The 14,608-nt window shown below is 63.4% G+C and carries 16 protein-coding genes; 9 read left to right on the forward strand and 7 right to left on the reverse strand.

Annotated elements, in window-relative coordinates:
• Position 1: 1 nt before the first annotated feature.
• From ABAC460_RS44850 to ABAC460_RS44875, 6 genes are all read left to right on the forward strand, one after another.
• Positions 2 to 778 (forward strand): TrbG/VirB9 family P-type conjugative transfer protein, encoded by a 777-nt coding sequence (locus tag ABAC460_RS44850; protein ID WP_031237425.1) that lies wholly within the window; start codon positions 2 to 4, stop codon positions 776 to 778.
• Positions 778 to 1,866 (forward strand): type IV secretion system protein VirB10, encoded by a 1,089-nt coding sequence (gene virB10 / locus ABAC460_RS44855; protein ID WP_023455411.1) that lies wholly within the window; start codon positions 778 to 780, stop codon positions 1,864 to 1,866. The genes ABAC460_RS44850 and virB10 overlap by 1 nt, the downstream gene beginning before the upstream one ends.
• Position 1,867: 1 nt before the next feature.
• Entirely contained in the window at positions 1,868 to 2,848 is a 981-nt protein-coding gene (gene virB11 / locus ABAC460_RS44860; RefSeq protein ID WP_023455412.1) for a P-type DNA transfer ATPase VirB11, read from the forward strand.
• Between the two features lie 143 nt (positions 2,849 to 2,991).
• Complete coding sequence (locus tag ABAC460_RS44865; protein WP_081716672.1) at positions 2,992 to 3,906, forward strand: dioxygenase family protein; 915 nt, start codon at positions 2,992 to 2,994, stop codon at positions 3,904 to 3,906.
• Positions 3,907 to 4,000: 94 nt separating this feature from the next.
• Entirely contained in the window at positions 4,001 to 4,723 is a 723-nt protein-coding gene (locus ABAC460_RS44870) for a metallophosphoesterase family protein (RefSeq protein WP_023455415.1), read from the forward strand.
• Between the two features lie 45 nt (positions 4,724 to 4,768).
• Positions 4,769 to 5,500: a metallophosphoesterase gene (locus ABAC460_RS44875; RefSeq protein ID WP_235075854.1), complete on the forward strand. Its 732-nt coding sequence runs from the start codon at positions 4,769 to 4,771 to the stop codon at positions 5,498 to 5,500.
• Here the strand turns inward: ABAC460_RS44875 and ABAC460_RS44880 are convergent.
• From ABAC460_RS44880 to ABAC460_RS48640, 3 genes are all read right to left on the reverse strand, one after another.
• A complete protein-coding gene (locus tag ABAC460_RS44880; protein WP_023455417.1) occupies positions 5,497 to 7,062 on the reverse strand; it encodes a phospholipid carrier-dependent glycosyltransferase in 1,566 nt (521 codons plus the stop codon). The genes ABAC460_RS44875 and ABAC460_RS44880 overlap by 4 nt on opposite strands.
• Before the next feature lie 77 nt (positions 7,063 to 7,139).
• Positions 7,140 to 7,562 (reverse strand): globin family protein, encoded by a 423-nt coding sequence (locus tag ABAC460_RS44885; RefSeq protein WP_023455418.1) that lies wholly within the window; start codon positions 7,560 to 7,562, stop codon positions 7,140 to 7,142.
• A 92-nt stretch (positions 7,563 to 7,654) separates the two neighbouring features.
• Complete coding sequence (locus tag ABAC460_RS48640) at positions 7,655 to 8,602, reverse strand: glycine zipper 2TM domain-containing protein (protein WP_023455419.1); 948 nt, start codon at positions 8,600 to 8,602, stop codon at positions 7,655 to 7,657.
• Positions 8,603 to 8,798: 196 nt separating this feature from the next.
• On the opposite strand from ABAC460_RS48640, the gene ABAC460_RS44895 reads away from it, so the two are divergent.
• Entirely contained in the window at positions 8,799 to 9,026 is a 228-nt protein-coding gene (locus tag ABAC460_RS44895) for a hypothetical protein (protein ID WP_023455420.1), read from the forward strand.
• Here ABAC460_RS44895 and dctA read toward each other — a convergent pair.
• Complete coding sequence (dctA, locus tag ABAC460_RS44900; RefSeq protein WP_023455421.1) at positions 9,023 to 10,306, reverse strand: C4-dicarboxylate transporter DctA; 1,284 nt, start codon at positions 10,304 to 10,306, stop codon at positions 9,023 to 9,025. The two genes, ABAC460_RS44895 and dctA, sit on opposite strands and share 4 nt — an antisense overlap.
• 50 nt (positions 10,307 to 10,356) lie before the next feature.
• Positions 10,357 to 11,313: a hypothetical protein gene (locus ABAC460_RS44905; RefSeq protein ID WP_023455422.1), complete on the reverse strand. Its 957-nt coding sequence runs from the start codon at positions 11,311 to 11,313 to the stop codon at positions 10,357 to 10,359.
• Between the two features lie 83 nt (positions 11,314 to 11,396).
• Between ABAC460_RS44905 and ABAC460_RS44910 the strand changes: the two genes are divergently transcribed.
• Positions 11,397 to 11,867, forward strand: coding sequence for a hypothetical protein (locus ABAC460_RS44910; RefSeq protein ID WP_235075855.1), 471 nt, complete (start codon positions 11,397 to 11,399; stop codon positions 11,865 to 11,867).
• On the opposite strand, the gene ABAC460_RS48645 is transcribed toward ABAC460_RS44910, so the two are convergent.
• Positions 11,864 to 12,652: a polysaccharide lyase gene (locus tag ABAC460_RS48645; RefSeq protein WP_155914745.1), complete on the reverse strand. Its 789-nt coding sequence runs from the start codon at positions 12,650 to 12,652 to the stop codon at positions 11,864 to 11,866. The two genes, ABAC460_RS44910 and ABAC460_RS48645, sit on opposite strands and share 4 nt — an antisense overlap.
• A 37-nt stretch (positions 12,653 to 12,689) precedes the next feature.
• Here ABAC460_RS48645 and ABAC460_RS44915 point away from each other — a divergent pair, with 37 nt between their 5' ends.
• The gene (locus ABAC460_RS44915) at positions 12,690 to 13,514 is read left to right on the forward strand and encodes an NAD(P)H-hydrate dehydratase (RefSeq protein WP_235075856.1); all 825 of its coding nucleotides are present in this window, start codon (positions 12,690 to 12,692) and stop codon (positions 13,512 to 13,514) included.
• On the opposite strand, the gene ABAC460_RS48650 is transcribed toward ABAC460_RS44915, so the two are convergent.
• Positions 13,507 to 14,595, reverse strand: coding sequence for a DUF3667 domain-containing protein (locus tag ABAC460_RS48650; RefSeq protein WP_023455426.1), 1,089 nt, complete (start codon positions 14,593 to 14,595; stop codon positions 13,507 to 13,509). The two genes, ABAC460_RS44915 and ABAC460_RS48650, sit on opposite strands and share 8 nt — an antisense overlap.
• Positions 14,596 to 14,608 lie beyond the last annotated feature (13 nt).

Raw genomic sequence — 14,608 nt, forward strand, 5'->3', positions numbered from 1 at the left:
CATGATCAAACGTCTCTCTTTATCTTTGCTGATGCTCTTCGCGGCCTGCGGTGCTTATGCCCAGGACGCGGATGAAGACGACATCCGCCTGACCACCATCCCCTATGACGCCGGCGCGATCATCGCCCTGGAAGGCTGCCTCAACTTCCAGACCATGATCTCGTTCGAGAACGGCGAACTGGTCGAGAACGTCGGTCTGGGCGACGCCGGCCAATGGCAGGTCACGCCGAACAAGAAGGGCAACCTGCTGTTCGTCAAACCGATCGTCGGCAATGCCTTTTCCAACATGTCGATCGTCACCAATCGTCGCAGCTATAATTTCGAGTTGAGCATGGCGCCGTCCGGCGATTGTTCGCGCGGCCGCGTCGTCTACGACCTGCGCTTCCTGTATCCGCCGACGGCAGCACCCGTCGCCGGCCAGCCCGCCAAGCCGGTCGATCCCAATGCCTTCCTGCCGATTCCGGAAAAGCGCAACACCGCCTATACCTATTCCGGTTCGGTCGGGCTGGTGCCGATCCGCATCTTCGACGACGGTGTTTCGACCTATCTGCGCTGGCCCGCAGGCGCCGAGACCCCGGCCGTCTACGCGCTCAATGCCGACAATAGCGAGAGCCTGATCAACTACGCCACGCGTGGCGATTACATGGTCGTCGAACAGGTGGCGCGCGGCTTCGTCCTGCGCCAGGCTGACCAGAAGACGATTCTGTATAACGACGCCTACCGTGTCGAAGGCCTGGACGCCCTGTCGCCCCAGCCGCGCCCCAAGGGAGGCAACTGATGGCCCGCAATCCCCTGCCTGCCGGCAACGACCCGCGCCTGAACCTGCCCGAGAGCGAGCTGGAAGCTGCCTCCAACAACGCCCTGCCACAGGTCGCCAAGAAGGGCACCATGGGCGATCAGATCGGTCTGGCCGCCGGCATTATCGGCGCCGTCGGCCTGGGCGTGGTCGCCATGTTGAGCATCCGCAACCAGCCGGCGCCGCAGCAGCCACCACCCCCGGTCCAAGCGCAGCAGCCGGCTTCGACCCTGCCGCCGATAGATCCCAGCGCCAATCCGCCGATCGACGAGCCTCAGCCGCAACCCTCCTTCGTCCAGCCCATGCCACCCGGCAACCAGCAGCCACCCGCGACCGTGGCGTCGGTGGATCCGTCCGCCGCCCGCGCGCCCGCGATGATCGTCGACAATTCCCAGCCGCCCACGGCCGCCCAGGCCGCCGCGGCACCGGCAACCGGGGGGGCGGCGCCAGCGGCTTTGAACGCGAACCAGCAGTTCCTGGCCTCGGTCAATGGCGAGGTCAGCCAGCGCGCCTGGCGTATCGGCGATCCGTCCAAGGTCGTGCCCCAGGGCGCGGTCATTCCGGCCGTGCTGGAGACGGCGATCAATTCCGACCTGCCGGGCTATACCCGCGCCGTCGTGTCGCGCGATATTCGCAGCTTTGACGGCACCACCATCCTGATCCCCAAGGGCTCGCGCCTGATCGGCCAGTACAAGAGCGGCCTGACCAGCGGCGAGACTCGCGCCTTCATCATCTGGAACCGGCTGATCCGGCCGGACGGCCTGTCGATCCAGCTGGCCTCGCCGGCGACCGACGACCTGGGCCAGGCCGGCATGTCGGGCCGTGTCGACAGCCATTTCGCCAAGCGCTTCGGCTCGGCCATGCTGCTTTCGGTGGTCAACGGCCTGTCCAACGTGATGTCGGGCAAGAACAGTTCGACCATCGTCATCGGTTCGTCGTCGGGGGCTACTGGCATGATCGGCGAAGCCCTGTCGAACGACATGAAGATCCCGCCGACCATCAAGGTGCCGCAGGGCGCCACGATTCAGGTCTTCGCCGCGCGCGATCTCGACTTCAACCTGGGTCAGTAGGATGGCCAACGCCGATACCGTGATCCCGCTGGACGGTGTGTATCTGCGCACCTACCTCAAGCCGTTCGCGGAGTTCCTCGAACGCGACGAGGTCACGGAAATCCTGGTCAACAAGCCGGGCGAGGTGTGGATCGAAGCGTCGGGCCAGCCCGCCATGCAGCGCATCGAGTTGCCCGAGGTCGACGACATCCTGTTGTCGCGCCTGGCCGCCCAGATCGCCCGTATGGCGCACCAGGGCATCAACCGCGAGAACCCGCTTCTGGCCGCCAGCCTGCCCAGCGGCGAGCGCGTGCAACTGGTTGGCCCGCCAGCGGCGAAGCACTGGGCCCTGGCCATCCGCCGCCACCGCATGGTCGATATGAGCCTGGACGACTATGATCGCGGCCCCATTCCCGACCTGTCGGGCAAGACGAAACGCGACGACCTGGCCTTTGCCCGCAAGGAACCGGTGAAGTTCCTGAAAGAGGCTGTGGCGGCGCGCAAGACCATCCTGATTTCGGGGGGCACCTCGTCCGGCAAGACCACCTTTTTGAATGCCATGCTGAAGGCCATTCCGGCGCATGAACGCATCATCCTGGTCGAGGATACGCCGGAAATCGTCGATAACCACGCCAATTCGCTCCGCCTGGTCGCGGTCAAGGGCGATATGGGCGAGGCCCGGCTGACCATCAATGACCTGCTGCAGGCGTCCCTGCGCCTGCGCCCGGACCGGATCATCGTCGGCGAAATCCGTGGCGAAGAAGCCAATACCTTCCTGCGCGCGATCAATACCGGTCACCCGGGATCGTTCACCACCTGCCACGCCAATACCCCTAAGGGGGCTCTGGAGCAGGTGGCACTGATGGTCTTGCAGTCGGGGACGCAACTGACGCGCAGCGAGACCCTGGCCTATGCCAGATCGCTGATCGATGTGGTGGTGCAATTGACCCGGCACGGCGGCGAGCGGCTGGTCAGCGATATCTACCTGCCGACGGCGGAGTAGGCCCTGGGGCGGCCACAAATACAATAGATATTCCAAATGTCACAATTCGGGAAAACTATGTCCCGTGTGACATGTTCGGCCGAAAGTTCCGCCGCAATGGCTTGATATCCCGGAGACTTCTGTCAATCCGGGGATTTTCGACCATGCCTCACCATGACCATAACGACGAGTCCAGCCTCGACGATTTCATCAAATCCGCCATGCCGCGGCGCCGGGCGCTGTGGCTGATCGGCGGCGCCGCCCTTTCGACTTCGGCCCTGGCAGCCTGCGGCGGCGGGGGCAGTGGCGGCTCGTCGACCAGTGTCAGCGTATCGACCTCGTCGAGTTCGACGTCCAGTTCGTCGTCATCGTCGTCTTCGAGTTCGTCTTCCTCCAGTTCGTCATCGTCTTCGGCGGGGACCTGCATCGAACTGCCCGAAGAAACCAACGGGCCCTATCCGGGCGACGGCTCGAACTCGGTGTCGGGTTCGGTGGTCAATATTCTGAACCAGAGCGGCGTGGTGCGCAGCGACATCCGCACCAGCATCGGCGCCTATTCCGGCACGGCGACGGGCGTGAAGCTGGACCTGACCATCACCGTGGTCGACAAGAGCCTGGGATGCCAGCCGGTGTCGGGCTATGCCGTCTATATCTGGCACTGCACGGCCAACGGCAACTATTCGCTCTATTCCAGCGGCTACACCACCCAGAACTACCTGCGCGGCGTCCAGGTCACCGACGCCAACGGCAAGGTCACCTTCACCACCATCTTCCCGGGCTGTTATAACGGGCGGATGCCGCACATCCACGTCGAGGTCTTCGCCGGCCTGTCGACCGCGACGACGCACGCCAATGCCGTCAAGACGACCCAGTTCGCCTTCGACCGGTCGGTGTGCCAGACCCTGTACACCACCAGCAGCCTGTACGGCTCCAGTTCGACAGCCCTGGCCGGCATCACCTTTGCCTCGGACAATGTCTTCAACGACGACACGGCGGCGGAGCTGGCGGCCTCGACCGTGGCGATCAGCGGTGACGCGTCGTCGGGCTATACCGGCACGGTTACGCTGACGATCGCCTGACGCTGGTGGCGTATTTGGGATACAGGCGGCGGCTTACCTGACAAAGTCAGGGGAAACGGTTTGGCGGCCGCAGATAGCGGGGTTATGGAATACCATGGCCTCGCGTATCGACCAGCTGACCTATGCCATCGGGGACATCCATGGCTACGACGCCCTCTTCGAGCGGTTGATCGACCGCATTCGCAGCGATGCCGAGATGACCGGCGACCGGCCGCGTATCGTGCTTCTGGGGGACTATGTCGACCGCGGGCCGCAATCACGCCAGGTCCTTGAGCGGGTGATGGCCCTGCAGCAGGCGCGGTGGTGCGATGTCGTGGCGCTGAAAGGCAATCACGAGGCGGCGCTTCTGCACTTCCTGGTCAAACCGGAAAGCGGCGAAACCTGGCGGGACTGGGGTGCCGGCGCCACCCTGGCCTCCTATGGCGTTACCATGCCCTATTTCAGCCACGGCGCCGAGTTCTGGCGTGCCGTGCGCGACGGCTTCCTGGCGGTGCTGAAGCTCAGCCATCTCAACATGCTACACGCCATGCCGGTCAGTTTCCAGGCGGGTGACTACCTCTTTGTCCATGCCGGGGTCGATCCGGACCGGCCGTTGGAAGAGCAGGGGGCGGAAACCTTCATGTATATCCGCGGCCGCTTCCAGGAGGCGGAGCGGGCGTGTCAGTACGTGGTGGTGCACGGCCACACCCCTGAGACTCCGGTCACACACCGCCGGTGGCGGATCGGCGTTGACAGCGGCGTCTATAGTGACGAGGTTCTGACAGCGGTGCGGCTGCATGGCGAGACCCGGGACCTGATTCAAGTGCGGACGGGTTGAGCCGCGCGATTGCGGTTTGAAATTCGCCGTGCCTTGTCCTACATCATGAGCATGACATCCCGCATTGCACAATTGACCTACGCCATCGGCGATATTCATGGCTATGACGCCCTGTTTGAACGTCTACTGGAGCGCATCCGCATCGATGCCGAGCTGATCGGGGAAAAGCCGCGGGTGATCCTGCTGGGCGACTATATCGATCGTGGACCGGCCTCACGTCAGGTGCTGGATCGCGTCCAGCGCCTGCGAACGGCGGCGTGGTGCGACGCGGTGGTCATCAAGGGTAACCACGAGGAACAGTTGCTGAAGTTCCTGGCCGACCCGATGACCGGCGAAACCTGGCGTATCTGGGGCGGGGCGGCGACAATGGCGTCCTACGGCGTGACCATGCCCTATATGGCCAATGATCCGGTTGTCTGGGCCAATGTCCGCGACCGTTTCGCCGAGGCGTTCGATCCGGGGCACCTGGAGATGCTGCGGGAATTGCCGGTGTCGTTCCTGGATGGCGACTATTTGTTCGTCCATGCGGGAGTCGATCCGGACCGGCCTTTGGAAGAGCAGGGCGCGGAAACCTTCATGTACATCCGTGGCCGCTTCCAGGCGGCGGAGAAGGCCTGTGACTATGTCGTGGTTCATGGTCACACGCCCGAGGAACCGGTGACGGATTTGCGATGGCGCATCGGCGTCGACAGCGGCGTCTACAAAGTCGGCATCCTGACGGCGGTGCGATTGCGCGGTGAAGAACGCAAGCTGTTTCAGGTGCGGGCGGACGGTTAAAGCGACGCCGCTGCTTCGGATGGACGTTTCTTCATCGGCTGGCAGACCACCATCTTGACCGGCCAGTTGCGCAGTTCGCAGGCGTCGCGCGACAGCATCTGGTGGTAGGTCAGCGGGGCGTAGAACAGGTAGCTGGCCGCGATCAGCACGCTGATGCCGCACAGGATCGCAAAGCGGTGTTTGTCCAGAAAACCGACCTTGCGCGCCAGGATGCGGAACACCACCGGCAACAGCATGAAGCTCAGGGCCAGGCCGATGAAGTAGTGGTAGACGTACATGACGCGCTGGGTGCCCAGGTAGATGTGGAACAGCCAGAAGATCATGAACATGGCGAAGAGGCCTTCCAGGCGATTGAAGTCCTCGGTATGGCCGTCATCGCTCAGCCGGCGGGCGCGCCGGGCGATGATAAGCCCCGCCGCGCCGACGATGCCGATGATGCCCAGTCCCCAGTTGACTGGATTGCCGACCATCTGGGTATAGGCCGTGCGCTTGCCATCGAAGTCCCAGCGGTAGTTGATGATCTTGTGCATGAACGGCCATAAAATCGGCTGCGAGCCGTTGGGCTCGGTCAGGATCGAGCCGGTGAAATCGCCCTTCATGTACTTGTAATAGTCGTAGCTGCCCGCCCAGATAACGGCCAGGTCCAGTGGCCGCTTATGGTTCAACCAGTCCTTGTAGGTCTGGCTCATGGCGCGCAGGTCGCGGTCGCCTGCCGGGGTGCCGGTCTGGGGCGGTTTGGGGTTGAGCACCACATGCAGGCTGAAGACGAGGGCGATCATGGCCAGGAAGCCGCCGGCGGCGACCGAACCGCGCGCCAAGGAACGGAGCAGGTTTTCGCGCGTGCGCAGGGTCCACAGGGCGCGGACCAGCGTAATGCCGCACAGCAGGACCATGACCAGCGAATTGACCTTGGTCATGAAGCTGAGACCGCACAGGATGCCGAAGGCGGCGAAGGTCAGCAATGGCCGTTTCGGCTCTCGGCCGAAGGTGGTCAGCCAGACCAGTATCGATCCCAGGGTAAAGGTGAGCTGGTAGGAATCGAGGTGGGCGGCGCGGAAATGGACGATGTAACTGTTCTCGAACACGAACAGCAGCGAGAAGACGAAGGCCTCGAATGCCTCGTTCGTTAGTCGCAGCACGATCAGGTAGAAGAGCAGGGCGCCGGCCACCGCGAACAGGGCGGACGGCATGCGGATGGCGTTGAAGTCGTAGCCCTTGGGAATGATGCGCGTATCGAGCTTCTTGACCTCACCCAGGAAGTGGGTGTCGACCTTGTCATTGGCGTGGTCAAGGGTCTGGCCCAGGTCCATGAACATGAAACCCAGCGGCGGGTGCGAGGCGAACTGGGCCTTGTCTTCCTTATAACGCTCAGCGGCGGTGACGTAGTAGGACTCGTCCCAGAAAGCATTGGGCGGGTTGTTGACGTCGCGCAGGAAGTTGAAACAGGCCAGGACCAGGATCAGGGCACCCAATACCCAGCGCAGGGTCTGGTCGTCGGCGTTCCACAGCTTGTCGGCTAAGGCTTTGCTACGGCTGACGACGGACGCGAGAAAAGGGGACATGAACGGCTCTGGGCTGGCTTTTGGCTCTGAGGAGTCGCCAACGCTTATGCCCGAAAGATTTTGAGCTGCCTAGCCTCTTACGCGCTTTCGGCCAGGGGGTAGGCGGCGTCGATCATGGTGCTCGACAGCAGGCCATAGGCCTCGGTCCAGGCCTGGCGGGTGGCCAGGTCGAAGCGCTCGCCCAGGGCTTGGGCCAGGGTGGCGATCAGGGCGGCGCCGACCGTCACATAGTGTTCGGGTTGAACGCCGTAGGCGACATGGCGAAGGCCCAGCTCACGGACCGCTGGCAGGATGCGTTCAGGTTGGTGAAGCTGCGTCGCCACGAAATTCAGCGCCTGAAGCAGTTTCTTGCCCTGGGCGGCGAGGTCGCTCCTGAACATCGGTTTCAACGACGGATCGAGCACGAACAGATGCGTGTAGAAGACTTCGGCGGCCGTGGCGCCCAGGGTGACGACTTCGGCGTGGCTGGCCTGGACCAGGCGGATCTGAGCGGGAGTCATTTTGGCCTCGTGATGCGGTGCGGATGTCGCCATCCTGACCGCATCACGTCGCAGCCTAATGTCTCGTGCCCAAGTTTATTGTGTCAATTGTGTCAGTAGCCGGAACGATGGCCTTGCTTGTGCTTGTGTCCGCCATTGTGCCCGCCGTGGTGCGTGCCGCCGTTGCCGCTGTAGCCACCGCCATAATAGTAGCTGCCGCCGCCGTAGGACGAGGACGACGAATAGGTCGTCGAGCTGTAGCTGCTGCCGGTATAGGGCTTATAGCTGCCATAACCGGAGCTGTAGGCCTGCACCGGTGCGCCGGAGCCGTAGGACTGGCTGGAATAGTAGACCGGGCCCGATGTGTAGGTGGCGCAGGTGCAGGGCGCATAGGCCTGGGTCGTCGCCGGATAGCTGGTGTAGCCGCTGTCGTAATAGCCGACACCGTCGTCATAGCTGCTGTAGCCGCTGTTGGAATAGGTGGTCACCGGCTGGCAGGTGTAGCGCACGCCGCAGCCATCGGAATAGGCGGTCGTGGCGGGAGCGCTGTAGTAGGTGTCCTCGTCCGTATCAGGCTGGCTGTAGTAGGTTTCGCCGCCCTGGTAGGGCTGGCTGTAATAGCTGCCGCCTGAGGAATAGTAGGTTTGCGGCTGGCTTTGGTAATAGCCGCCCGAGCTGTAGGACGGTTGCTGATAATAGCCGCCATTGTCGTAGCCCTGAGGCTGCTGCTGATAGTCGCCGCCGCTGTTGTAGGCGCCGTCGGAATAGCCGCGGTCGTAGTTGCGGTCGTATTGCTTGCCGACCTTCGAGCCGATGACGCCGCCGATGATGGCGCCGCCGACCGTACCCAGGCCGCGCTCGTTCTTGGACACCTGCGAGCCCAGCAGCCCGCCGGCCACCGCCCCGACCACGGCGCCGGTGTTGCGACCCTTGTTCGGGTCACGTTGCTGATAATAGCCGTCGTCTTCGTAGTATTGCGCGTGCGCGACAACCGGCAGGACAAGGGCGGCGGCCAGGGTCAGGACGCCGATTTGCAGTTTGCGGTTCATGTTAAGGGTCATGGGGGAGCACCTCCAGCGGTATTAACCAAATCTTAACATGCAGCCATGCTCCCCGCAGCGTAAAAAAACAATGGGGCGCGCCCGGTACGCGAAAACGGTAGCTGGCGACTTATGGCTTCTTGATGTTTCGGCGGGTTGATCCGCAAGGCGCGCCGGGAGGCTTCGCGGCATAGTGCGGCAAACCGGAGACCTCCCCATGCGCCGTAATGTCATGAAACTGATCCCTGTGGTGGCTGCTTTGGCGGCAGTTGCCGTGGCCGCCTGCAATCCCAAAGGGGAGCATGTCACGGCCGAAGGTGACGAACTGTCGTCCGAATTTTCCAACTACGCCGAATCGGTGCCGCCGAAGAGCTTTGAGCCGGCCCTGCCGCCGGTCGACCTGCCGCAGATGCCGGATGCTTCGCAGAGCGCCGATTCGCGTTAAGTCTTTGTCGGGTTTAAACCTGCTCTAAGCTTCGCCTTGTCTAGTTCGCCTTCCCAGCGCGAAATGACGACGCAGGCCACGCCGTTGCCGACGAAGTTGGTCAGGGCGCGGCATTCGCTCATGAATTTATCGATGCCCAGCACGATGGCCATGCCGGGCACCAGGGCCGGATTGACCACCGCCAGGGTCGCGCCCAGCGTGATGAAGCCCGCGCCGGTCACGCCCGTGGCCCCCTTCGAGGTCAGCATGGCCACGCCTAGAAGCGTCAGTTGTTGCGTAAGGGTCAGGCCGTAACCCAGGGCCTGGGCGATGAACAGCGACGCCAGGGTCATGTAAATATTGGTGCCGTCGAGATTGAAACTGTAGCCCGTCGGGATGACCAGGCCGACCACGGGCTTTGAACAGCCGAGCGCCTCCATCTTGCGCATCAGGTTGGGCAGGGCGCTTTCCGAAGACGAGGTCCCCAGCACGATCAGCAGCTCGTCGCGCAGATAGGCGACGAAGCGGAAAATTGAAAAGCCGCACCACCAGGCGATCACGCCCAGAACGACAAAGATGAACAGGGCCGCCGTAACATAGAAGGTGGCGATCAGGGCCAGCAGCGAGCCCAGCGCCGCGGCGCCGTACTTACCGAGCGTAAAGGCCATGGCCGCGGCGGCACCCAGCGGTGCCAGCTTCATGATCATGTTGATGATGTCGAAGACGACATGGCTGCCTTCGTCGATCAGGTTGCGTATCCCTTGCGCCGGTGGGCCGATCCTTTGCAGGGCAAAGCCGGTCAGGATGGCGACCAGCAGGACCTGCAGGATATTGCCCTCGGCCAGGCCGCTGAGCAGGGTATCGGGGATGATGTGCAGCAGGAAGTCGCTGAGGTTTTGATGGGTTTCTTCGGAGACGTATTTGGCCACGGCCGCAGCGTCGCCGGCGGCGTGCATCCCGGCGCCGGGGCGGACGAAATTCGCCACCAGAAGTCCGATGACCAAGGCGAAGGTCGAGACGATTTCGAAATAGAGGATGGTCTTGACGCCGACCCGGCCGACCTGTTTCGCCTCACTGACCTGGCCGATGCCCGAGACGACGGTGCAAAAGACCAGGACGGCGATGGTCATCTTGATCAGCTTGATGAAGCCGTCGCCGATGGCCTTCATCCACGGTTGCGACGCGAACTGCGGCCATAGCAGGCCGATGGCCGCGCCGAGGACCAAGCCGATCAGGACCTGGACGTAGAGTTGCCGCCAGATCGGTGTACTGGCCTTGGCGGAAAGCTCCGGTGAATCCATGTTTCGCCCCTGTTTTGCGCGACCCTACAGGGGTTCGCGGAGAGCGACAATCACTGCGTTTGGCTTAGGCTGGCCTTGATCAACTTGATGCGGGCACGGGCATTGGTGCCGGACACGACCCCGACCGTACCGGCGGAGGTAAAGGTAAGCGCCGTCAGCGAATAGGTGCCGGGCTGGAGCGTCTTGGTGACGCTGGCATCCAGGTCGTTACATTCTTCTGACGCGGCCCAAGCCAGCCCGACGAAGACGCTGCAGAACTTGGCCACCGTCTTGATGCCGTCGACGCCGAAAAAGCCCGAAGCGTCCGAGGCGGCACCGCCCAATATGCCCAGGGCGAAGACTTCGTTGCGCAGTTCGGCCGACATGGAGACGGCGGTCGTGGCGCCTGCCGGTACGGTGAAGTCATAGGTGAGATAGCCGCTGTTGCTGCACACCCCGGCCTCGGCGGCCCAGACCGAGGTGTCCAGTGTGCCGCCGGAGATTGTCACCCCCGCGCCTGAAATGGCGCCGCAGCTTTGCTGGATATCCATCGCGAAGTCGGCGAGGCGGACGTCGGTGGTCGTCTTGACCGGGCCCGGAGGGGCGGGTGTGCCGTCATCGTCCTTGTAGCCGACGGCATAAAGCCCATCGACGATCCGGAACCTCATACCGGGATACAGCCGGGACAGTTCGGCGACCGTCAGGTTCCAATCGAATTTGGCGGCCAGCAATGCCTTCTTGTAGCCCTTGCCGTGTTTGGCACGGAAGGCGGCGATGGCGGCCTGACGCTGTTTCGGATCGGTCATGGCCGCGATGGCCTTGAGATCCTTGTCCATGGCGGCTTTCAACACCGGGTCGGCGGCCAGGGCCTGGGCGATGGCGCCGTCGTGACGGGCCAGGATGGCGCGGGCCTTGGTCTGGCTGGCCGGGCTGTAGATGGTCGCCGGCAGGGTTTTGGCGAAGGTGGTGACGGGGGCGGCCAAGGTGAGCAGGGCGACGGAAATGGCGAGGGAGGTAAAATAGCGCATGGCGGACTTCCCGGCAGCTGGAAATGGCGCGATAAGGCGACGTGCGGGCGCGTACGGCAATACCGCGTTTGAGGGAGTTGACCTTGGCGGCTTTACGGCGTGGATTGACGGCGGACGAGGTATCGGCCCTGCCGCCTGGGATGATGGCGGCGATCGATGTGGCCGGGGTTGAACTGATCCGTGCGCATCTGTGGGTGTCCTGGCTGGCCATGCTGATCGGGCGCGGGGCGCAGATCGTTGTGCGCGGGCGGCGCATCTTCTGGCCGCATCTGCCGGCCGATGTCAGCAGCGATCCGGCCTTGCTGGCGGTTCTGGCGCATGAGCTCACCCATGTCTGGCAATATGCGAACGGAATGACCTTGTGGCGGTATATCCTGCGCGAACGGGGACGGTATGATTACACGCTCGATGACCGGCCGTTTGTGGAGTATGGCTATGAGCAGCAGGCGTCGATCGTCGAGGATTGGGTGCGGTTGCGGGCCGGTTTGGTATCGCGGCATAGCCAGCGGATCGTCAGCGTGGGCAGGCTGGCTGATGTCGTGCCGTTTGCCTAATCCAGCGGTGACTCCGCCGACACAAGGAAATCATCGAAATAGACGTTTTGATCCGATGGCGGGGCCCAGTCCAGGGTACTGCCACCAAAGAAGGTGTCCATCTTGATGCCTTCGATCATCACCGTCTCCGATCGCCGCCACACCCGGTCCTCCATCCTCAGGACTTCGACGCCGTCGATATATTGGACCAGCGAACCGTTGGCCTGGCCGATATCGTTCAGCACCACATGCTGGGTCAGGACATACCACGGTCCGGCTTCGAACCGGCCCAGGGCATAGTTGTCGCCGCAGTCCTCTTTCTTGCCGGGATGGTAGAGATAGGACCAGGCGCTGCCGTCGACCCGCCACATCAGCCGCGTTGTAAAACCGTCGAAACTGCCATCCTTCAGGCAGCCGGTCGGAAAGTCGCCGCCGCCCAGGCCCGGCAGCTTGCCGCCCTTGACCCAGGTAAAGCCCGGCGCGAACATCACCCGGTATTGCAGCCAGTAGGACTTCGAAGGCGCGAACCGGGTGGTGAAGGTCATCGCGGAATTGCCGCCTATCAGCCCGGCGGGATAGGTCACGCGCAACACCGGGTTGGCCGCATCATGCGGATCGGCGGCGATCACCGTCCGACCGGCGGTCAGGCCGGTTGATTCGGACGGCGCCAGGCCCCAGTCGGCCTGGAAATCAGCGGGGGCATAGGCGCCCGGCGTGTAACCATCGAAGTCAACCGACAGGACGGGCGCGGCCTGAACCGACCCGACCGCCACGGCCATCACAACTGCGGCAATGCCTGCTTTCACTTTGGTGTCCTCCAGGTTTGAGCCTATGATAGGCGGCATGACCGCCCACCACAATTCCCCCGATCTTTGGGCCGACAGCTTTCCGCATCCGGCGGCCGATGGCAGCAAGTACGATCGTGGCCATGCCGTCGTCCTGGGCGGGCCGATGGCGGCGACCGGCGCGGCCCGGTTGGCGGCGCGGGCGGCTTTGCGGATCGGGGCCGGGCTGGTTTCCATCGTCTGCGATCCGTCCGCCCTGATGGTTTATGCGACAGCTTTGCAAGCCGTGATGACCAAGACGGTGCGCGACGAAGCGGCGTTTACGGAACTGGTCAACGATGCGCGGGTAACGGCGGTGCTGATGGGGCCGGCGGCCGGCGTCAATGACCGCACGCGCAACCTGGTCCTGGCGGCACTGAATGCTGGAAAGGCCTGCGTGCTGGATGCCGACGCCATCACCGTGTTCAGGGACACTCCCGAAGCGCTGTTTGCGGCCATCCGGTCGCCGGTCCTGCTGACGCCCCATGCCGGCGAGTTCGCCCGACTGTTCGGCGAGGCAAGCGACCGCGAAGCCGATGCCTTACGCGCCGCCCAAGCCAGCGGCGCCGTGGTGTTGCTGAAAGGCAGGGACACGGTCATCGCCGCGCCGGACGGACGGGTGGTGCTCAACCGCGATGCCCCGCCGTGGCTGGCGACGGCAGGATCGGGGGATGTGCTGGCTGGGTTTGCCTCGGGCTTGATCGCTCAGGGCATGGCGGTGTTCGAAGCCGCCTGCGCCGCGGGGTGGATCCACGCGGAATGTGCTCGCGCCTTCGGGCCTGGCCTGATTGCCGAGGACCTGGAAGCGGAGGTGCCTTCGCTGCTGCGGACACTGCTCAGATAGTGGCGATCGCGACAGTCATGATGGCTAACATGCCGGTGGCGAAGCAAAGTCCGGTCAGGATCGAGACGAATAACGCTTTCACAGCTGAGGTAAAAACCGACGAGTTGTAGGCGCCGCGCATGGTGAAGAACAGGTTCACTGGCACGCCGATCGCCATGATCCGCGCGACCCAGAGGCCGACGCTTTCCGGAAGGGCAAGGGACACGGCAAAGCCAAGAAACACGAACGACAGCAGGTTCATGGCGACGATCAGGTGATCGTAGATGTAGAACTGACGTTTGCGCAGGTTCACCAGGGCCAGTACCAGCCCCAGGATCGGCAGCAGAAACACAGCCAGGCGGTGGCCCCATGTGAACATCAGCAGAAAGTAGTGTTTGGGGTTTTCCAGCGCCCGGACCATGGCGCCTTTCAGCCACTCTGGCTTGATGTCCGATTGCGCAACCATGCCGCCCAGGTATTTGGCGTCGTCCTCTGTCATGGCGAAAAGGGCGACGCTGCGCGTTGTGGTGCCGTCCTGCTCGACTTCGGTCATCGGACCGGTGCCTTTGCGATCAGGCTCGAACAGCGCGACCTTGGTGTCCTTCTTGCCGGTTGCGGAGGTGGCATGCGGGGCCTGCGCCGGGGCATGAGCTGCTTCGCCATGGCCAGCCTCGGCATGCCCCGGCTCAGCGTGGGCGGTGTCAGGATGCTGCGCCGCGTGCATGCTGTGTTCGATACGGTGTTCAGCGGCGAAAATGAACAACAACAAGGCCACCAGGAACAGGCGGAACGGCGGCACGTGGCGGGTGATACGGCCTTCGAGATAGTCGCGGTTCAGGGTGCCAGGCCGTAAGAACAGTGGCGGCAGGGTGCGCCACAGCCGGCCGTCGAGGTGGAACAGGCCTTCAATGGCCTCCCAGACCAGGTGGACAATGTTGCGGTGGTGTTGATCGGCGTTCTGGCCGCAGACGTGGCAGAACTGGCCCGACAGTTCGGTGTCGCAGTTCTTGCAGCGCGCCCCGGGCTCGGGGACGAAGGCCTTATGGCGCTTGAACAGCGAGTTCAGGCCATCCAGCGAGAAGAGTTCCAGTTCCTTGACCATGCCGACCCCGTAA

This window comes from Asticcacaulis sp. AC460 (assembly GCF_000495795.1).
Taxonomy (GTDB): Bacteria; Pseudomonadota; Alphaproteobacteria; order Caulobacterales; family Caulobacteraceae; genus Asticcacaulis.